The organism is Buttiauxella ferragutiae (assembly GCF_022637515.1).
GTDB lineage: Bacteria > Pseudomonadota > Gammaproteobacteria > Enterobacterales > Enterobacteriaceae > Buttiauxella > Buttiauxella ferragutiae.
In genome coordinates this window covers 77736-97440 of the sequence record NZ_CP093332.1, presented here as the reverse complement: position 1 = coordinate 97440, position 19705 = coordinate 77736, and the positions used below count along the sequence as shown (strand labels likewise).

The 19705-nt window shown below is 53.5% G+C and carries 14 protein-coding genes; 2 read left to right on the top strand and 12 right to left on the bottom strand.

The genetic code is table 11. The annotated features are described in order from the left end of the window. Positions 1–56: 56 nt before the first annotated feature. From MNO13_RS00455 to bcsO, 8 genes are all read right to left on the bottom strand, one after another. Entirely contained in the window at positions 57–413 is a 357-nt protein-coding gene (locus MNO13_RS00455; RefSeq protein ID WP_241939413.1) for an endonuclease domain-containing protein, read from the bottom strand. Between the two features lie 168 nt (positions 414–581). Beyond that, positions 582–1577 (bottom strand): family 8 glycosyl hydrolase, encoded by a 996-nt coding sequence (locus tag MNO13_RS00450; protein ID WP_241939412.1) that lies wholly within the window; start codon positions 1575–1577, stop codon positions 582–584. A gap of 9 nt (positions 1578–1586) precedes the next feature. After that, the gene (gene bcsD / locus MNO13_RS00445) at positions 1587–2054 is read right to left on the bottom strand and encodes a cellulose biosynthesis protein BcsD (RefSeq protein ID WP_064542188.1); all 468 of its coding nucleotides are present in this window, start codon (positions 2052–2054) and stop codon (positions 1587–1589) included. 2 nt (positions 2055–2056) lie between these two features. Continuing rightward, positions 2057–5905, bottom strand: a complete 3849-nt coding sequence (locus MNO13_RS00440; RefSeq protein WP_241939411.1) for a cellulose biosynthesis protein BcsC — start codon at positions 5903–5905, stop codon at positions 2057–2059. 12 nt (positions 5906–5917) lie between these two features. Next, a complete protein-coding gene (gene bcsB / locus MNO13_RS00435) occupies positions 5918–8275 on the bottom strand; it encodes a cellulose biosynthesis cyclic di-GMP-binding regulatory protein BcsB (RefSeq protein ID WP_241939410.1) in 2358 nt (785 codons plus the stop codon). Beyond that, a complete protein-coding gene (gene bcsA, locus MNO13_RS00430; protein ID WP_064542179.1) occupies positions 8272–10392 on the bottom strand; it encodes a UDP-forming cellulose synthase catalytic subunit in 2121 nt (706 codons plus the stop codon). The genes bcsB and bcsA overlap by 4 nt, the downstream gene beginning before the upstream one ends. Positions 10393–10411: 19 nt before the next feature. Beyond that, entirely contained in the window at positions 10412–11215 is an 804-nt protein-coding gene (gene bcsQ / locus MNO13_RS00425) for a cellulose biosynthesis protein BcsQ (RefSeq protein ID WP_133523002.1), read from the bottom strand. Further along, the gene (gene bcsO / locus MNO13_RS00420; protein WP_241939409.1) at positions 11206–11808 is read right to left on the bottom strand and encodes a cellulose biosynthesis protein BcsO; all 603 of its coding nucleotides are present in this window, start codon (positions 11806–11808) and stop codon (positions 11206–11208) included. Before bcsO ends, bcsQ begins: the two co-directional genes overlap by 10 nt. Positions 11809–12286: 478 nt before the next feature. On the opposite strand from bcsO, the gene MNO13_RS00415 reads away from it, so the two are divergent. Together MNO13_RS00415 and MNO13_RS00410 are read left to right on the top strand one after the other, a co-directional pair. Further along, positions 12287–14467, top strand: a complete 2181-nt coding sequence (locus tag MNO13_RS00415) for a PA5441 family protein (protein WP_241939408.1) — start codon at positions 12287–12289, stop codon at positions 14465–14467. Continuing rightward, the gene (locus MNO13_RS00410; protein WP_241939407.1) at positions 14437–15162 is read left to right on the top strand and encodes a DUF3142 domain-containing protein; all 726 of its coding nucleotides are present in this window, start codon (positions 14437–14439) and stop codon (positions 15160–15162) included. The genes MNO13_RS00415 and MNO13_RS00410 overlap by 31 nt, the downstream gene beginning before the upstream one ends. Before the next feature lie 339 nt (positions 15163–15501). Here the strand turns inward: MNO13_RS00410 and dppF are convergent, their stop codons facing one another. The 4 genes from dppF to dppB are packed head-to-tail and all read right to left on the bottom strand — an operon-like array spanning position 15502 to position 19444. Next, positions 15502–16506 (bottom strand): dipeptide ABC transporter ATP-binding subunit DppF, encoded by a 1005-nt coding sequence (gene dppF, locus MNO13_RS00405; protein WP_064542167.1) that lies wholly within the window; start codon positions 16504–16506, stop codon positions 15502–15504. Next, complete coding sequence (dppD, locus tag MNO13_RS00400) at positions 16503–17486, bottom strand: dipeptide ABC transporter ATP-binding protein (RefSeq protein ID WP_064514762.1); 984 nt, start codon at positions 17484–17486, stop codon at positions 16503–16505. The genes dppF and dppD overlap by 4 nt, the downstream gene beginning before the upstream one ends. 11 nt (positions 17487–17497) lie before the next feature. After that, positions 17498–18415 (bottom strand): dipeptide ABC transporter permease DppC, encoded by a 918-nt coding sequence (dppC, locus tag MNO13_RS00395; protein ID WP_064542163.1) that lies wholly within the window; start codon positions 18413–18415, stop codon positions 17498–17500. A 9-nt stretch (positions 18416–18424) separates the two neighbouring features. Beyond that, a complete protein-coding gene (gene dppB / locus MNO13_RS00390) occupies positions 18425–19444 on the bottom strand; it encodes a dipeptide ABC transporter permease DppB (protein WP_064542160.1) in 1020 nt (339 codons plus the stop codon). Positions 19445–19705: the final 261 nt, after the last annotated feature.

Sequence of the window (19705 nt, the reverse complement as noted above, 5' to 3'; positions counted from 1 at the left end):
CCGCAAAAACTAAGCCCTAAATAGACATGGCTGAGTATACTGCATTGTGGTGGGTTTTAGGCTTGAGAAACCGAATCTGCATGCAGCGTGGTATGGATAACAGCGAGTACATCGTCGCTATTTTGCGTGAACTCATTATTCCAGAAACGCAGTACCCGCCACCCTCTCCGCTCCAGCCATAATGTCCGACTCTCATCGTAATGATGTCTTTCACTGTGTTGTCCGCCATCCAGTTCAATGATGACTTTAGGCCGTAAGCAGGCGAAATCGACAATAAATGGACCGATCGGATGTTGGCGTCTGAATTTGTGGTCAGAAAAATGTCGGTTTCTTAACAGATGCCACAGCCGTTGTTCCTGCGGCGTCATAGTTTGGCGCAATGTTTTGGCGTAGGTTTTGGTTTTTTTATCCATTGCAGGATGCTGGCGGTTTTTTTCGGGGTTGTCAGATTGCGGGGGGAATTTTGGAAAGTGCCTCGAAAAAACAACCCTCATCCCGACCTTCTCCCTGAGGGAGAAGGAGCTAATATTCCCTCTCCTGGGGGAGAGGGCCAGGGTGAGGGCGTCCGGAACCCACAACAATCACCGTACCGACAACGCCACCAGCATCTTCAAACTCGCAGAATAATAATCCTCCTGCGCCGTAATTTGCGGCTGTGCAACGCTCCCCGGCTGGAACACTAAATCACGCACCGCCAGTAACCCGCCATCCATCATATACGGCGCGGTATCGCCAGTAGTGACGTTCACCCAGGCTGGTGTTTTCTCACGTGGATAACGCCCCCACCAGGTTTTATAAACCTGTAACTCTGGGCTGCTGTGATTAAACCAATACACATACAGCGGAACGCGAATCGCATCGTAGCTAAAGCGCTCTGGCCATTGTTTTGCCGGAACAGTACGCCCATCGGAATAGAGCGAAACCCAGTCAGACGGGAGCTGAGGCTCGCCAAAGTGCATTTTCCCCAGCAGTTTCTGCCCATCGTTAATCAAATCCGTCCACACCGTTAAATGGCTGCGGTTAGCGAAATCCTGCCACGCCGGGAAGATAAAGTAAGAGGGGTTGAGATTCACATAGCTGTTGAGGTTAAAACCGTTAGCGCCAGGTAACATCACCTGGTAACCGGCAAAACGGATAACGTTGTGGGCAACCAACGCCTTAGTGATGGCATCTGATTCTTTCAGATAATCGGGGTTCTGCCACTTGTTGCCCGCTTTTAACAGCGCCCACGCGATAAAAGTATCGCCATCGACGGCGTTGTTTTTATCGGTGATCGGTTGTGCTTCAACGGGGTTATATCGCCAGTAGAACAGACCATTATCAGGGTTTTTCAGCGTTTTTCGCGTCCAGTTCCACATTTTATCGAAACTGGCACGGTCGTCGTTAGCCACGGCCATCATCATGGCAAAACCCTGGCCTTCGGTGTGGCTGACGTTTTTATTCCCGGTGTCGACAATGCGGCCATCGGGCATTAAAAAACGGGATTTGTAGCTATCCCAGGCAGTGTCAGCCAGCGCTTGCTGGCAGAAGAACAAGGCAACAACTGCCACTATCAGCGTTTTGCATCGCTGCAACATCAAAGCACCTCATCGACTATTTTGATATCGAAAGTGTACCACTGTTGCTGACGGTGAAGACTCGCGCCACAGCGACACATGCGGTTTACCGCCCTGATCGCGTAACCAACGAGCGTAGACACCTTCCAGAACAGCGCTAAATGCGTGACTCCAGGAAACTTGCTGCGCTTCGTCTGCGGGAACAGGTAAAGCCATGTGGCGAATGAGCATCGCCGTTTCGCTGGCTTCGATATCAATATAGCCCCAGTTGAAACGGGCGAGCTGAACATTTATCTGTGATTCGAGTTCGCCCACAGTTCGCGCTAATGCTAATGGGTGGCGTGCCGCCAGCGTGTCACCCATTTGCATCAGAAACGGGCGGCTTTCTTCTTCACCCGCATTCGCCACCATGCTATCAATCATGATGTGGAGCAAAGAGAACCAGCCCGGTTGGGTCTGCTGATTCTGAAAGTACTGCAACAACTGCGCGTCATTCATGATTAATTATTCCCCAGCAGGTAACGGAAGTAGAGCTGTGCGGTACTTTCGTTGTAATCACCAAAGGTGTCATAACCCACCTGACCACCAATCGTCATGTCTTTGTTAACTTTGTAATCGGCTGCGGCACGCAGGTTATAGCCAATGCCGCTTTCGCTACTGCCGCTGTACCACGCTTCTTTCGCAAAGCCGTTGGCGACGTAATTTTCCAGTTGCGCCTGCATCGCCGAATCGGTCGGGAAGTACGGGCTTTGATTCTGGCTATAGGACTGATAACCCAACGATGCGCCCACCGACATATCCCAGTTATTAAACTTCTGGGTGTAATCCACCGGGAAGGAGACGCTGATATAGTCTTGCGGGCTGAAGTAACCGCCTTGCCCATAGCTGAAATAGCTGAGGTTTTTCGAGAAATCCATATACGTCATGCTGATACCGGTTTTCAGTTCGCGGTCATCAGCATGGAACGGGCGAATATAAACGCCAGCATTCCCGGTAACATTGCCGTTGCTCGGCACGTTTTCGCCAATGTAGTTATACAAACCCACACCCGCGTAGAAACCCGCATCGCCATCGTCGTAGCTCAGTTGCGCGCTACCGCCGTTCTTGGTGACCTGGCCCCATTTTTTGCCGCTGTATTTGTCTTCCACACCGACATAAGAAAGCAGGCTGTCGACCACGGCACGTCGTTCGCCGGTCAGAATCAATTTCAGGTAATCGGTTAATTGTGGCGACCACTGCACACCACCGACCACGGTATTTAAATCCTGGCCTAATGGCGTGGAGCCCACGTCGAGTTTGTACTGTTCGCCCGTTAACGCCATCCCAACTTCCACACCCGCAGCACTTTGCGAGCCTTGTGAAGGCACTTTTATCTTGTCGATATTGGGCAGTTCTGGCGGCGTGGTGGTCGAGGCGTTATACAGCTCCTCGCCCACCTGCCCCTGAATCAACGCGCCAGTACCAAAGCGGCGGCTGGATTCGTCAGACGAGCTGCCCGCATTCAGGCTGATTGGCGTAACGTTAAGATCTAAACGTGAGTCGCCAAACGGCACCGTCGACCACTGCAATGGCGCTTTGATTTCGGTGAGTTTACTCAGACCGCTTTCGCCATCTCGCCCACGCACAGCCACCGCACCACGCGCCCAGGTGGCGGTTTTGTCGGTCAGCTGTTCCATCATGTTATCCACCTGGCGCAAGGTGCCTGCCTGTGCCGTTTCGACCGGCAGATCGGTACGCGTGGTACCCGGCGGTGCGGTTTGTGGATTACGCGCCAGCTGTGCGACTTGCCACGGCATCGCTTCGCCATATAGCGAGTTAGCGGCGGTGGCTTGTGGGGCGACGGAGGTTTTTGGGGTGAACGGGTTATCGGCTAATGCCAGGCCTCCGAGCGTTGGCGCGGTGCCGCTTTCGGCTCCTTGCAGGCCAAGCAGTTTGCCACGCGCGGTGCGCAGGTAGCCCATCGCCTGCTGGTGGTTGCCATCGGCTTCCGCCACGCGCGCCAGTAACAGCAGGCGATCCGGCGTTTCATCGTTGCGCAACCCGGTGGCCAGCTGTTTCGCTTTATCGACGTCTTTACTGGCAAGCGCCACGTCGATGGCACCCGCGCGCGCATCTTGTTGCGGCGTGTCACGCGTCATCAGGTAGTCGTAAACCACGCCCGCTTCTTTGTTCATTTTGCCGGACTGATACAGACGCGCCATGGCAAACATCAGGTCGGTGTTTTGCGGGTCGTTCTGCATCGCACGGATGAGTTTATCGTACGCCGCCGCATAATTGCCCTGGGTACGCAGTTGGTCAGCTTCGTTGATCACGTAGCCATTGCGAACGCTGGCAAGCTGCGTTGGTGTGCTGCGCGACTGCAATTCTGGATTCGCCAGAAACGCCTGCGCTTCACGCCCCAGCCCGGCCTGGTTCAGCACCGCAATCTGGTCGCCATAATCACCGGCGTTGCCCTGCACGCCACGGCGCATATTGTCGCGCACAATCGTTACCGCCGTGCTGACATCGCCGGTTTGCGCCAGCATTTTCGCCAGTTTGCCCGCATCTGCCGGGCTTTGCGGCGGGCGCATCGCCAGCGCTTTTAAGGTATTCGCCGCCGCCACCGTATCGCCCTGCGCGAGGTAGCGTTCCGCCACCGACATTTGCAGATTGTAGTTCACACGCGCCGCAAGGCTGCGCATGTCGCTGGTCTGGCTGGACGCGGGAATACGCGACAATAAAGTTTGTGATTGCTGCCAGGCATTGTTTTCGCTGGCAAACAATGCCCCCGCGTACAGTTCTGTATTGGAGGCGTTTGGCCGGAAAGAAGCCGCCATCACATTGCTGGCTTCGTCACGACGCCCCTGTTTCTGGAGCTGGCGCGCTAAATCAAGACGCAGCCACGGGTTGGACGGATAACGCGCCACGCCCTGCTGCAAAATAGCGATGGCTTGTTGAGGGTTGCCATTTGCCGCGGCCTGCTGTGCCTGGCGGCGCAGCGGATCGGCTGGATTACCGCCAGAAACGCGCGGCTGCAATTTGGCCTGCAAACTGGCAGGCAGGGTTTGCAGCATCGCTTGCGCTTCGGCGGTTTTATTCTGCTCACGCAACACGTAATAGAGGTTTTCGCGCGCCGCACCATTATTCGGTTGTTCGCTCAAAATACTGCGTAAAGTCTGCTCTGCCTCGGCGTAATCTTTGTTATGGCGCTGGACATCCGCACGGAATAACTTCGCAGCATTTCCACGTTCACCGCTTTGCTGCGCCAGAGGTGCGCTGAGCGCCAGGGCCTGGCTAATATTGCCCTGTTTGAATGCTGCCTGAGCGCTCGCCAGTTGCCCGTAAAACTCGGCGTCATCGGCTTGTTGTTTGCGCTCGCCAGATTGATCGCCACCCAGCCTGGCGGCGCGATTCAGGTATTCTGCGGCGGCGGTGTAATCGCCTTTACGCTGCGCGATGTAGCCCATCCCGGCCAGTGCATCGGCGTCTTGCGGGTTGTTTTGCAGCACTTGTTCAAACTGGTTTTTTGCCACTTCGGTGTTGCCGCTATTGAGCGCATTAAACCCTTCGCCTTTTGCGGCACCGCCAACACTTTTACGGTAGTGCTCTTGCACCACCGTATCTTTCGGATGGCGTTGCAGGAAGGTTTGATAATACTGCTCGTCGCTGGCAGTTGGGCCGAGCCACAACAACGCCTGGCGCAAGGCTTTATCGGCATCCTGGCTACCGCTCGCCATATTTTGCAGGATGTCCATGCCTTCACGACGCGTGGCATCCTGATAGGTCAGCACTTTACCAAGCGCAATACGCCCGCCGTTGTCCTGCGGATTTTGCGCGGCAAACTGGCGTAAACCAGCCACCGCTTGCGGATACAGCGATTTGTCGCCCGCCATCGTCAGGTAATATTCTGGCGCGAGGCTCGGCGGCGGCTGGTCACCATTAAACAAACTGCGCCAGGTGGCGAGGGCGGCGGGTATATTGCCGCTGCGCGCCTGCTGACGCGCTAAATCCAGCTGCCCACGCGGGATTTGCTGAATCTGTTTAGCGTTATCCAGCGCCTGCAAATTACCGTCTTGTGGCGAAACAGAAGCCAGGCGTTCGCGCCATTGGGCGGCACCTTTAATATCCCCGGCTTGCTGTGCCCACAGCGCCATCAGGTACATCGCCTGGGTGTTATTGGCATCAACCATCAACACTTTCTGCAACGCGTCTTTTGCCAGCTCGTCATGTGACTTTTCATGCCAGTAATTGGCCTGGTCAAACAACGCTTTTAACGCCGGGTTGTTTTCCGCAGCGGTCGCGCTAAACGCCAGGCCGCCAAAGAAGCACAGAGTTAACAAGCGGCGGGCGTTTTTGTTTTTATGACTCATTGAGCACCACCTTTACTTACCATCATCCTGAGGATTAAGACGTTTATGCGCGCGTTTTTTCAACAGGGCGTACAAGCTCAAACCAATAACCGAGGCGAACAACAAACCTAAAATGGCCAGCAGGGCTGAATGCTGGTTGGCATACCAGACCACCATCATGTACCACGGCATTTGGCCGCTCGGGAACTGTTGGCCAACACGGAAGCTACGCACCCCGTTTTCATCGGTGATGATGGAGGCGTCGCCACGAATACCGGCGTTGATGCGCGAAGAACTTAAGTCGGTTTGCAGCCGCGAAAGCTGTTCGTCGGTACTGCCAATCGCCATCACCACCACACGGTCAGGGTTCCACTGCGAGCGGAAGCTGACAAACCCACGCCACGCTTCGTTAGATGAGAAATAGCGGTCAGCCGCAATGCCTTTCGATCCCCAGTCACCTTCAATCCAGTGCTGTATTTTTTGCCAGATTGAGCGTTCACGGACGCCGAACGAATGCTCGTTGCTGTTAAACGGCGACTGTGCCAGCAGCGTTTTGTTAAACGCGCTTTGATTGATGGTCGAAACGGAAAGCACGTGGCTCTGTTCAAGGCGTTGCAAGTTTGCGCCCGCCGTTGGCACGCCAAACATCACCGTGTTGTTGTTTAACGAGGTGCCGGTTGCATTACCCGAACGGGCAGCCATATTCAGTAGCGTGCTGATTTCAGCCTCGCCAGGGTTTTCTGGCAGCATCAACACGGTATGGGCAAAGTCAGCAAAGCGGGAGAACGGGAACGACGCACCCACGAAGTAAGAGAGGTTTGGCAGCAACGAGAAGTGACGCGTTTTGCTCAAATCAATCCATGAATCGTCGGAGATACGGCTCTTAATGTTGTTATTGAGCAGCACGCTACACGGTGCCGATTCTTTGGTCTGGATGTTGAAGTACAGCGACAACTGGTTATCGCCGTAAATCAGGTACGGCTCCAGCGCCAGGTTGTACTCTTCCTGGCGCGCATCGCCGCCCACTTTGCGCCACAGCGTTTCCAGCGCGCCTTGCTTATTCACCGGCAAGTTATGCAGGAAAGTGCCGTTGAGCGTCAGGGAAAGGTAAGAACGCTCTTCATCAATCCAGTTTTCCGTCGGGAAGCGATAGCCGATTTTCACCGGGATGGTGTCGCCATCCCACAAGAACAGATCCGGAGCCGCGCGGAATGCCACGCTTAATGGCTCGTGCCAGATGCCGGTCGCCGTCAGGCTTTGGTCTTTACGCATCAACTCGGACAGACGCACCGGGTGTTCAGTGGAGATCCAGCGCGGAGCGTCATAGGCTTTGCTCACTGGGATTGTCTGGTTTTCTACCGCAGTGCTTGCGGTTTGCCCAGGGAATTTCCCCTGCGTTAAACGCCACGCCGCAGCGCGCAATTGCTGGTCGGAATTGCCCACCACCAACAGCAGTTTATAGACCGGGTTGCCTGGGTTATCGATGATTTGCAGCATCGGTTTTTGGGTTTCAGGCAAGGTCAGGCCGCCAATCTGCTCGCCGGGCTTGCCAAACAGAATGCCGTTTTTCTCAGGCAGTTTGTCGGATAACGCGTTAAAGGAAATACCGCGATAATCCGCCTCAATGCCCAACCAGGAGGCGACCAACGCCGCAGCGCTCACTTGTTCAGGCAGCGTTTTTGCCGGGAAAGCAAACTCCAATGAAGCGGGAGTCATCTGCATTGAGTCAAAGAACGGGCGCGGGAAATGGCTGAGATCGGCACCGATATTGAGCTGCTGACCTTCCAGATCCAACCGCGTGTTCGGCATGATGGTGACCTGGTATTTATCAGACAGGTCGCGCAGGCACAGCAGGGCATCGCCATCGTTGATTTTAAAGCTGATGTTATTGCTCGACACCACCATCGCCGCCGGGATTTCCAGCTGATAGTTGGACACATCGCTGTCGGCAGAACCCAACGGCACCGTTCCCAGAGGCTGACCGTTCATCATCAGTTGCAGCGTAGTATTGCGCGCCGCCATCGCCGGAGAGACTTTCAGGTTCAGGTAAAGTTGTGCGTTGGTGATGACCTGATCGGTCGGCAACGTGAAATCAATACCCGCCTGCAACTGCCCACCGCTGAGCATAACGCCACGTGGTTGGCCCATTTGCGCCACGGTAATGCTACTCACGTTGCCAGGCGTAAACACCGATGGCGTGGGTGCATCCACTGCCGGAGCTGGTGCAGTTTCCGATACCGATGCAGCGCCTGGTGCAAAGGCCGCGTCGGGTGCAGGTAAATCCAGGGGAATTTGTGACTCCACCGTCGCGGCGTCTTCCGCCATAACCGGTGAGGCCAAAACCGTCAACGCGAGCAACAACTGGCAAAGCTTTATACTCATCCCTTTCATGCAACGTTGTCCTCGCGGGCTTCTTCCATACGTTTGGCTTCTTCCTGGCGCAGGCGACGGTTTTCGCGGCGCGATTTGAACGTCAGCCAGAACAGGTCAAACACACAACGAATAATGATCAGCAGGGAACGGAACGGGTTGTCCTGCGGTTTTGGCGGACGAATCCACGCATCAGCACGCGCCAGAACCACACGCACCAGTTCACGACGCCTGTCCAGTGGAATCTCTTCAAACATCAGGCGAATGGCCTGCTCGTCGCAAGCGATCACTTTCACCGGAATGCTGATAGAGCCGGACTTCAGTTGCAGCTCGATTTCTTCGATTTCATCATTGAGATGGCGGTCATCCGGCACTGCGATTTGGCAGCCGCCCATCGACAAATCGATAGTGTTGCTACGGGAAGATATTCCACTGGCGTAGTGAATAACCACCGGCACTTCAACATCAATACGGATGGTTTTTCGCGTCTGGCGCGTTTCGCGGGCGACGGCAATCGCCGCCAGCAGGAACACCAGGCTGTACAACCCCCAGCCGACGTTCAGCGCGATAACATTCGGGTCAACACCAAAGTAGTCATGCGCACAAGCACGCACAATCCCGGCGACAACCGCCACCGCCAGCAACACCGCGATAATCACATGAGGCCGCACCACGCTGAAATCGAAGTAGCCCACGTTCAGCAGCGCACCTTTATCCGTGACGTTAAACTTGCCGCGTTTTGGGAACAGCATGGTGATAACCGTGGGCAGAACCAGGTGGAACGCCAGCACCATGTCATAAATCTCGCCCCAGAAACTGTAGCGGTAGCGCCCGTTCATGCGCGAGTTGAGATAAATGCTCAAGATCAGGTGCGGCAACGCGTAAGCAAAGATCAGGCTTGCCGAGGAATGAATGATGTTCAAGTTAAACAGTAAGTACGCCAGCGGTGCGGTGACGAACGCCACACGCGGCAAAGCGAACTGGAAATAGAGCATCGCACTGAGGTAACAACAACGCTGTTGCCACGTCAGGCCACGGCCAAATAACGGGTTATCCATACGGAAGATTTGCGTCATGCCGCGCGCCCAGCGGGTACGCTGAATCACGTGCAGCACCAGACGTTCAGTCGCCAGTCCCGCCGCCAGCGGAATATCCAGGAAGGCAGATTTCCAGCCCAGGCGCTGCATTTTCAGCGCGGTATGCGCATCTTCGGTCACGGTTTCCACGGCAAATCCGCCGATTTCTTCCAGCGCACTGCGGCGAATTACGGCACATGAACCGCAGAAGAAAGTGGCGTTCCAGTTATCGTTACCCTGCTGGATGGGGCCGTAGAACAGTGAACCTTCGTTGGGGATGTTTTGCCCTCCCGATAAGTTACGTTCAAACGGATCGGGTGAATAGAAATAGTGTGGTGTCTGCAACAGCGCCAGTTTCGGGTCTTTCAGGAATGCACCGACGGTGGCTTGCAGGAAGATACGCGTCGCAACGTGATCACAGTCAAAGACTGTGATCAACTCGCCGTGAGTGAGTTTCATGGCGTGGTTGAGGTTACCGGCTTTGGCGTGTGAGTTATCGTTACGCGTGATATAGCCCACGCCCACATCGGCGGCAAACACCGCAAACTCGCGCCGCTTACCGTCATCAAGCAGGTAGATTTTGATTTTATCGCGCGGGTAGTCGATACATTGCGCGGCCAGAACCGTATCGCGAACCACATCGAGGCTTTCGTTATAGCTGGGAATATAAATATCGACCGTCGGCCATTTAGAGGTGTCGTCCGGTAGCGGCACAATCCCCCGTTTTAATGGGAACGAGGTTTGCAAATAGCTCAGCAATAAGATGACCCAGATATACAGCTCGGCTAAAAATAACCCTATACCGAGGATGGCCTCTATTTCGGAATTAAAGTGCAGCGTTTGGGTAGCACGAAAATAAATATAACGCGTCGACATCAAGACTGAAACCAGCATCATGATTATCGACACGCTGTGCTTTTTGCTGAAGCCTAATAAAAACAGAATCGCCAGGCTGATAAAGCCAAAGATATACTGCTTCTGGCTGTCCATAGGCGTAATGATGATCAGGACTGCTATTGGCGCTAACACCAATAGCAGTAAATAAAACAGGACCTTTTTCATAGGACATCCTGGATGATTGTCAGAAATTTGACGTTCTCAGGCCGGTATGTACCGCGCCATCACCAATTTTTATGTCGAGAATACCTGCGACTCGCTTACTGATAAGTTCAATATCAAAAGCCGCAGCGGAAGCCGGACTAAAATCGAATATTGATTGCTGAGAAGCATTGGCTTCCGCCACACTTTCATCGCGGTTAATAACGCCAAGTAGACGATCACCCAGACGCTGCTGCATAAATGCCGTGACATCGCGGCTTATATGGCGGCGGTTGTCACTCTGGTTGAGGATAAAATAGTATCCGGCTTTATTGTTTAGCGGTTCGCCAATCAGACGATGATTTTCAATATGCGGCAACAATGATAGCGAAGCGGTATCTGCCAGCATGGTCACCAGATGCAGGTCAGCCAGTCGCGAAACCGCTTTTAACGCCGGATTTGGGCCTGGTGGGAAATCGGCAATAATGACCAGGCCCGGGTAGTTAAGCAAAGTGCTTAATCCACGCATCAGGAAATGGTTGTCGGTGCTCAGGCGCTGCTCAAATTCAAGGCGCTGTTCTTCGCTGACATCACCATACGGCAGCACGAACATATTGCTGCCGGCAGTCAAAACCGACTGGCTCCAGTCTGCCGATTCGATAGCTTTAGCCACATAGCCACGGCCATCAGATAAAGGCACGCCAAAATGCAAACGCAGCGCGTTTTGCACATCAAAATCAATGGCTAACACCTTGCTACCTGCGCGAGCCAACGCATACGCCAGATTGGCGGTAACTGTGGTTTTTCCTACCCCGCCTTTTGGCGAGCACACACACACTAGCGGCATGAAGCGATCATCTCCAGCAACGGTTGCAGCGGTAAGTCTTTAGCGGGATGGTTGCGCGTCGTACTCCCTTTTGCTGCGAACAATTTGTCAAAACGCACGGGTTCTGTTTTTACCGGTTCGTAGCCCTGCGGCGCAGCGACAGCGGCAGGTTTTACGGTTTCTTTTATTGGTTCTTTTAACGGTTCAATGACCGGTTCTGGCTGCGCGGTGACGGGTGCCAGTTGTTCAAACAGCGTCGCGGTAGTGTGTTTGCTTTGCTCAGGTTGAAATAACTCGGTTTTGTTTTCTGGCAGCGCGCTGTTCAGGCTGTCGAGAATTGAGCCCTGAGAAGCTGACTGGCTGATGGGTTGCGCCACCAGCGGCTTGAAATGGCTGGCATCAAACTCATCAGCCTTTACCGCTTGCGGTGCTGGCACGGAAATACTTTCGGCATGGGAAAGCACGGAGTCATCGCCTTCGGTATGCATTAACTGTTTGATTATCGTCCAGTTACTGTCCGATAACTGCTGATTTTGCGCCGACATATCTTTGAAGTCGATAGATCCTGTACGCGTCTTATCTTTGAAACGCTGCAAATCATCATAATTTTTCATTACGATACTCATGATTTATAAGACATTTGTATTTGATGTGTGAATAACTCAATGAATAAGGTTTATTGACTTCATAAACCACGAATAATTACATAACGTTATAATTCCATTTTTTATTATTCAATTTTGGAAAAACAACGATATTTCGAGCCAATATATAGGCACCTGCGGTCTTAGCTCCATCTTTTTTTCTTATTAATACCCGGCTAAGCATGAAACAGTCTTGATTTGTGATTGCGTAATATTTAATGCTACCCCTTAAAAGGTAGCAGCTTTCTTCTATGATTTCACATAGATGAAGAGTATTTAATGATTGGGATGTTTTTTCCAAAACATATAACCATCTTCAGGGGAAAATGCCGCACGACTACACCTATTTTTGAGGGTGAAGCATTTAAATAATAGCCTGTATACTCTGTATGGTTTTTCAGAATGCTGTTGTCAGCACCTTCATCATGTAAAAGGATGTTCAGAGGCAATGAAAATTAATCATAAGATGGCGATGGCCCTGGTCGGGTTAACGGCGGCTACAACGTTTAACGCGCAGGCTTCCTATGATGATTTTGGCTGTGGATGGCAAGATGATTGCCCGCTTAACGGTGTACCCTGGCTGAATATTGATAACGATACGCGTGTGAATTTGATCCAACTTGAAGGAGCACGCAAAAATCTGGCGTTACCTCGCCTGCCCGTGCCTCCTGATTTTACCCGCAGCAGAAGCTATCACTTTGGATTTATCGGCTACAACGATCTACCTCATCCAACAGCAACCCCCTCTACTGAGAACACCACACCCGCCCCTGTCGCTGAAACCTCATTCAGCAAAATGTCGCAAACATTAGGAGTCGATACCTCCTCCTGGGAACACGATCAAGACGCAGAAAACCGCCATATTTCCAATAACCTGCAATCTGTAGAGCAATTCTTCGCGGCACTGCTTGATGACCCAACGATAAAACCAGAAGACCGTCATCATCTGGCTGTATGGCGAGGTAATATTTTTCTGAACTCTTATGACAAAACGGATAGCCGCCTCCCGGTTGAAGCTTTCGATATCGAACCTGGCTCCCATACGGCAGCTTTCTCTGATTATCTCCGTGGGGCGAATGTCTTTTACCTTGGCGATTTTGTGGAAGCAAATAGCCTGTTCACCGCTTTGCAGAAAAGCAGCCAGCCGTGGGTCGCTGAAACATCAAGCTATATGCTGATGCGCGTTGCACTCAACAAAAGCACCGTCAAGGCGACTGATGAATACGGCATGTTTGATGCCACTAAAATCGATACTGGCGCAGCAAGCGAAGCTCGTGATTATGCCAATGCCTATTTAGCGACCTGGCCTGAAGGGCGTTATGCAGATTCCGCTCGCGGGCTTTTTCGCAGAATTAACTGGTACTTACAAGACTGGCAACAGCTGGCCCCGTTATATGAAAAAGCCCTGGCCCAGGCACCAGACGTAGACTCATTGCATAAAGTCATTTCTGAGCTGGATGACAAATTCCAAAGCAGGGATAGTTTCGGTAACTATGAGCCGTTTATCAGTGACGCCCAGGCACCGATGCTAACTTTCACCCAAACGTTACGCTGGCTCCGGAATAACCAAGGCCAGAACAAGTCGTATGAGGTGACACGCGAAAATCTTGATAGCCTGAAACCGATATTTGCCAGCGCAGAGTTGCAACCGTACTGGAGCTTTTTGGAAAACGCCTGGCTTTACTATCATGAAGGTAATTATGCCGCCGTGATTGAAGCCACCCCCTCTATCAACTTGTTAGCCTCCAGCGATCTACTCGCCTTTAGTCAGCAAGTTCTGCACGGTGACGCGTTAGCTGCACAGAAACAGTGGCCTGAGGCACTGGCGCACTGGAAACATCTGCTTGGTCTGACTCAATCAGTAGAACAACAGCAATATATACAACTGAATCTGGCGGCGGTGATGGTGAACAACCAGCAGCCAGAAGCTATTTTTGCCGCTGACAGTCCAGTGACAAACCTGCGTTATCGCTCGCTGGTGCTGAAAACTGCCGCGCCAAAAGCGCTGCTGCAACAACAGGCGACCCACGGGGTAAATGATGAAGAGAAAACCATCGCGCTGCATACGCTGCTGATGCGCGACCTGATGGTGGGTGACTATGAAGGCTACGACACGGATAAGTCGCTACGTCGCCATATCACTAAGCCAGTCACCCTTGAAGCGTTCAATGATGTCAATCTCGATATCTTTAACTGGAATGGGGAACGGGCCGAGAAGGGTTATTTCTGTGCCTCGCTGGATGACACGGTGAAAACACTCATCGCAAGAAAAACCGACGCGCATGCACTTAATTGCCTGGGTGAATTTTTCCGCAACACCGCGGCACACATTGATACGGAAGCTGAAGGCGGTGGCAATGACTTACTGGGCGATGCGATAGCAAAACCTGCGTTAAGCAACTCTCCGGATCGCCAGGCCTATTATCAGCAGATAATTAACGATCCGAAAGCGGAACCCGAAGATAAGACCTATGCGCTTTACCGTGCGGTGATGTGCTATTCCCCGTCTGGTTACAACGACTGTGGCGGTGAAGAGGTGAAACCAGAAACACGTAAACATTGGTTTACCGAATTGAAAACCAAATACAAAGGTAACCAGTGGGAAAAACTGCTCAGCTATTACTGGTAACGTTATTGTTATTGCTGGCGACTATTGTGCCGCCAGCAATGCCCAGCGAAGCGAAACATCAGGAATATACGGCGTACTGGCTGTGGTCGGGGGTCAGCTCACAGCCCGTGTTGCAGAATGCACAAGTGGTGTACCTGCATCAGGGTGAGATTGTCTCTCGTCAAAACCGCGCCAAATTTATCAAGCTTGGGGTACCTCGTTCTCCCCTCGCGTTTCCATCCGTGTGGGTAACCGTTCGCACCACCACCCTTGATGTACCTGATGATATTCTCAACAGCGTGCTGGATTTACCCGGTAAGTGGGCGGCAGCCGGGAACCATGTTGTGGGTTTGCAAATCGATTTTGATGCTGGAACCTACCGCTTGCAGGACTACCAAAAATTTCTGTTACGGGTTCGCCATAAACTGGATAAACGTTTTGCGCTGGGCGTCACCGGTTTACTGGATTGGGCAAAAACGGGCAGTATTCAACAGCTCAATGCTCTGCCTATTGATGAGCTGGTTATCCAGACTTATCAGGGTAAAACCACGGTGAAGGAGTATCAACGCTATTTGCCCGCACTGCTAAAGTTGCGCGTGCCATTTAAGATTGGCCTGGTGCAAAACGGTGAATGGGATAAAAGCTGGCAAACCCGGCTGGCAACATCTTCTTTTTATCGGGGGGAAGTGGTGTTTTTGCTTAATTCAGGCGGATGACGCAAGCTTATCCGCCCTACGAAAGCCCGTGTTTTCCCTAATCTTACAGCGACGCCCTTGTTCCCGGCTTAAATCGCACCGATTTTTCCCCTTCAGGCAGGGTTGCGCCGTCGGGAACGGCGCAAGTGAGCGATCGCCTGGAGCGAGTCGCGAACGACCCTGCATGTTGGGTAAAAACCGGAGTTTACCGCTGAAAGCGGCGATTTATTTGCCGGGCGCCGGGGTCGCCAGGGGAGTGGCGTAACTCCCCTGGCACGTTCACCGTTAACAACGGTTACAGAGATAACCAGATGTACAGGTGAACGGAAAAACAACGGAGTCTACAGACTCCCACTCGTCCTACCGAATTTCCCCGTTCTCATCCTGATCAACAGCAAAGCAAGCCACTAGCTGACCACCATACTCTTTGAGCTGTGGTTGCAACTGGGTGCACGGCCCAAAGCGACGGCGGCAGCGGGCGTTGAACGCGCAGCCTGGCGGTGGGTTCAGTGGGCTTGGCAGCTCACCGGTGAGTTTGATGCGTTCGCGGCGGTCGTCCGGGTTCAGGCGCGGCGTGGCTGATAACAGCGCCTGGGTGTACGGGTGGCGCGGGTTAGAGAAGATCTGGTCTTTGGTACCCTTCTCCACACAGCGGCCTAAGTACATCACCATCACTTCGTCAGCGATGTGTTCCACCACCGACAAATCGTGGGAGATGAACACATACGACAGCCCCATTTCCTGCTGCAAATCCATCATCAGGTTCAGAACCTGCGCGCGCACGGAAACGTCGAGGGCCGAAACTGGTTCATCGGCGATCACCACGTCTGGATCGAGCATCAGCCCACGGGCGATAGCAATACGCTGGCGCTGGCCGCCGGAAAACATATGCGGGTAGCGGTCGTAATGCTCGGTTTTCAGGCCGACTTTCGCCATCATCGCCAACGCTTTTTCACGGCGTTCGGCTTTGCTCAGGCTGGTGTTGATTTGCAACGGCTCTTCAAGAATTTGCCCCACTTTTTTACGCGGGTTCAGCGAGCCGTACGGGTTCTGGAAGACGATCTGGATTTTCTGACGACGCAGCTTTTCGGCTGTTTCGTCAGGCTTGAGCAGATCTTGGCCCTGGTAGTAAAGCTCGCCACCGGTCGGGATTTCAATCATCGTCAGCAGGCGGCCCAGCGTGGATTTACCACAGCCAGATTCACCCACCACCGCCAGCGTTTTGCCGCGTTCCAGCTCAAATGATACGCCGTCGAGCGCTTTCACCAGGCGTTCCTGGCCGAAAATGCCTTTCTTCACCGGGTAGTGTTTTTTCAGGTCGATGGCCTGCAACAGAGGTTGCGCAGTGGCCTTATCGGTACTCATAGCGTTGGCCTCCCGGCATCATCGAGTGGGAAGTGGCATTTGGACTGACGCCCGTTATCCACCATGTTCAGTTCTGGTTCTATGCTGCGACATTTGTCGGTCGCATACGGGCAGCGCGGGTTGAGCAGGCAGCCGTTCGGGCGGTCGTATTTGCCCGGAACCACACCCGGCAGCGAGGCCAGGCGCGCTTTGTCCTGCGCAAATTCAGGCAGTGCACGCAGCAGCGCCTGAGTGTACGGGTGGCGCGGCGCACGGAAGATATCTTGCGATGCACCCGTTTCCACCACTTGCCCGGCGTACATCACGATGATTTTGTGTGCCGCTTCCGCTACCAGCGCGAGGTCATGGGTGATCAGAATCAGCGCCATGTTCTCTTTCTGCTGCAGTTCCAGTAACAGCTCGATAATTTGCGCCTGGATAGTGACGTCCAGCGCGGTGGTTGGTTCGTCGGCAATCAACAACTTAGGACGACAGGCAATCGCCATCGCGATCATCACGCGCTGGCTCATACCGCCGGAAAGCTGGTGCGGGTAAACGTCCAGACGCGAAGCCGCATCGGGAATGCCCACCAGGTTCAGCAGGTCGATAGCTCGCTGAACGCGGGTTTTCTTGTTGCCGCCCTGGTGCACCTTGATGGCTTCCATAATCTGGAAACCGACGGTGTAGCAAGGGTTGAGGCTGGTCATCGGGTCCTGGAAGATCATCGCCACTTCGGCACCGACCAGGTTACGACGCTCTTTCTCAGAAATCTTTTGTAGATCCTGGCCGTTAAATTCCAGTTTTTCCGCCATTACGCGGCCTGGATAATCAATCAGCCCCATAATCGCCAGCGAGCTGACGGATTTACCGGAACCAGATTCCCCAACAATACCGACAACTTCGCCCTGATTTACACTGTAACTCACGCGGTCTACGGCACGGAACGGTGTCTTTTCGTCGCCGAAATGCACCGATAATTTATTTACATTCAATAACGCCATTACGTAGCCCTTTACTGCTTGAGTTTAGGATCGAGCGCATCACGCAGCCCGTCACCCATCAGGTTAAATGCCAGCACCGTCAGCAGGATTGCGACACCTGGGAAGGTGACCACCCACCAGGCACTTTGTGCGAACTGCAACACGTCGGAGAGCATGGTGCCCCACTCCGGTGTTGGCGGTTGCGCACCCATGCCGAGGAAGCCGAGAGCGGCCATATCGAGAATGGCGTTAGAGAAACCAAGCGAGGCCTGCACGATAAGCGGTGCCAGGCAGTTCGGTAAAATGTTGATGAACATCTGGCGCATCGGGCTTGCACCCGCCACGCGAGAAGCGGTGACATAGTCGCGGTGGACTTCCACCAGCACCGCACCGCGCGTCAGTCGCACATAGTGTGGGAGCGCAACGAAGGTCAGTGCCAGCGAAGCGTTGACGATAGACGGGCCGAAGATTGCCACTAACACCAGCGCCAACAGCAGGCTTGGCAGTGCCAGCATGATGTCGACAATGCGCATGATGATGTTGTCGATAAGGCCACCGAAGTAGCCCGCAATCAGGCCAAGTACCACGCCCATAACCAACGACAGCACCACCACCAGGCAGCCGACCAGCAGCGACAGGCGCGCACCGTACATCAGGCGCGCCATGATGTCGCGGCCAACGTCGTCAGTCCCGAGCAGGAACTGCCAGCTACCACCTTCTTGCCAGACCGGCGGGTGCAGCAACGAGTCACGGAACTGTTCAGCAGGACCGTGCGGCGCGAGAACGTTGGCGAAGATTGCTATTAAGATCATCACGGTGACATACACCAGGCCGATGACCGCCCCTTTATTACGTTTAAAGTAGTGCCAGAATTCCTGGAACGGCGTCATTGGGACTGGCGCTGCGGCTACTTTACTCTCAGTGACTGTTTTTTCAGTTGATTGCGTCATGATGGCCCCTTATTTCTTATGGCGTATACGCGGGTTCACCACGCCGTACAGTAAGTCGACGATCAGGTTCACGAGGATAATCATCGTCGCAACCAACAATACGCCGCCCTGTACTACCGGGTAGTCACGACGTTGCAATGCATCAATCAGCCAGCGGCCAAGGCCCGGCCAGGAGAAGATGGTTTCCGTCAGGATGGCACCCGCCAGCAACGTACCAACCTGCAAGCCGATAACCGTCACGACTGGCAACATGGCGTTGCGCAGCGCATGAACCACGATAACGCGCATGCGGGTCAAACCCTTGGCGCGAGCGGTACGGATGTAGTCTTCGCCGAGCACTTCCAGCATTGACGAGCGAGTCATACGCACGATAACCGCTAACGGAATCGTACCAAGCACGATGGCGGGTAAAATCATATGCGCCACGGCGTCGATGAAGTCGCCTGGCTCGCCCCATATGGCGGTGTCTATCAGCATGAAACCGGTGAGCGGCAAGGTGTCGTCGAGGAATACCGTATCGCTAACGCGCCCTGATACCGGGGTGAGGTTCCAGTAGACGGAAACCAGCATGATTAACATCATACCCCACCAGAAAATAGGCATTGAATAGCCTGTCAGCGCAAGGCCCACCGAAGTGTGGTCAAACACGGAACCACGTTTAACCGCCGCCAGCACGCCAACCGGAATACCCACGGCAACGGCAAACATCATCGCGCAGACACCGAGTTCCATGGTCGCTTTAAAGCGTGGAACGAATTCGTCCCAGACTGGAAGACGGCTTTTTAACGAAATGCCCAGGTCGCCGTGCATCACACCCCAAATATAGTGGATGTATTGCTGCCACATCGGCTTGTCGAGGCCAAGTTCGGCCAACAACTGAGCATGACGTTCAGGAGAGATACCGCGCTCACCGGCCATAATCATCACCGGGTCACCGGGAATCATGTGCACGAAGGCGAAGGTAAGAAGGGTAATACCGATAAACGTGGGGATAACTAATCCCAGACGTCGGAGGATGAACTGCAACATAACCCGGATTCTCTGTAATCTCCCGCCCTAACCCTCATCTTTCAGGCCACAGGTGCGTTGGCTTCACTCAGTCACCCCAGTTACTTACTCAAGTAAGCTCCTGAGGATTCCCGAGCTTGCCGCCTTCCTGCAACCAGAAATCTGACGGTTAGCATAAATTGAGGCAGGATTGTATTGCTCACAAAAATTTCCACAAACCTGGAGGATGGCGTCGGGTTGTTGGACTTGTCGCCCTCACCCTAGCCCTCTCCCCCAGGAGAG

What these genes read in the sequence shown, in the direction of transcription:
- MNO13_RS00455 (WP_241939413.1), bottom strand. Translation starts at nt 413, where the DNA reads ATGGATAAAAAAACCAAAACCTACGCCAAAACATTGCGCCAAACTATG.
- MNO13_RS00450 (WP_241939412.1), bottom strand. Translation starts at nt 1,577, where the DNA reads ATGTTGCAGCGATGCAAAACGCTGATAGTGGCAGTTGTTGCCTTGTTC.
- bcsD (WP_064542188.1), bottom strand. Translation starts at nt 2,054, where the DNA reads ATGAATGACGCGCAGTTGTTGCAGTACTTTCAGAATCAGCAGACCCAA.
- MNO13_RS00440 (WP_241939411.1), bottom strand. Translation starts at nt 5,905, where the DNA reads ATGAGTCATAAAAACAAAAACGCCCGCCGCTTGTTAACTCTGTGCTTC.
- bcsB (WP_241939410.1), bottom strand. Translation starts at nt 8,275, where the DNA reads ATGAAAGGGATGAGTATAAAGCTTTGCCAGTTGTTGCTCGCGTTGACG.
- bcsA (WP_064542179.1), bottom strand. Translation starts at nt 10,392, where the DNA reads ATGAAAAAGGTCCTGTTTTATTTACTGCTATTGGTGTTAGCGCCAATA.
- bcsQ (WP_133523002.1), bottom strand. Translation starts at nt 11,215, where the DNA reads ATGCCGCTAGTGTGTGTGTGCTCGCCAAAAGGCGGGGTAGGAAAAACC.
- bcsO (WP_241939409.1), bottom strand. Translation starts at nt 11,808, where the DNA reads ATGAAAAATTATGATGATTTGCAGCGTTTCAAAGATAAGACGCGTACA.
- MNO13_RS00415 (WP_241939408.1), top strand. Translation starts at nt 12,287, where the DNA reads ATGAAAATTAATCATAAGATGGCGATGGCCCTGGTCGGGTTAACGGCG.
- dppF (WP_064542167.1), bottom strand. Translation starts at nt 16,506, where the DNA reads ATGAGTACCGATAAGGCCACTGCGCAACCTCTGTTGCAGGCCATCGAC.
- dppD (WP_064514762.1), bottom strand. Translation starts at nt 17,486, where the DNA reads ATGGCGTTATTGAATGTAAATAAATTATCGGTGCATTTCGGCGACGAA.
- dppC (WP_064542163.1), bottom strand. Translation starts at nt 18,415, where the DNA reads ATGACGCAATCAACTGAAAAAACAGTCACTGAGAGTAAAGTAGCCGCA.
- dppB (WP_064542160.1), bottom strand. Translation starts at nt 19,444, where the DNA reads ATGTTGCAGTTCATCCTCCGACGTCTGGGATTAGTTATCCCCACGTTT.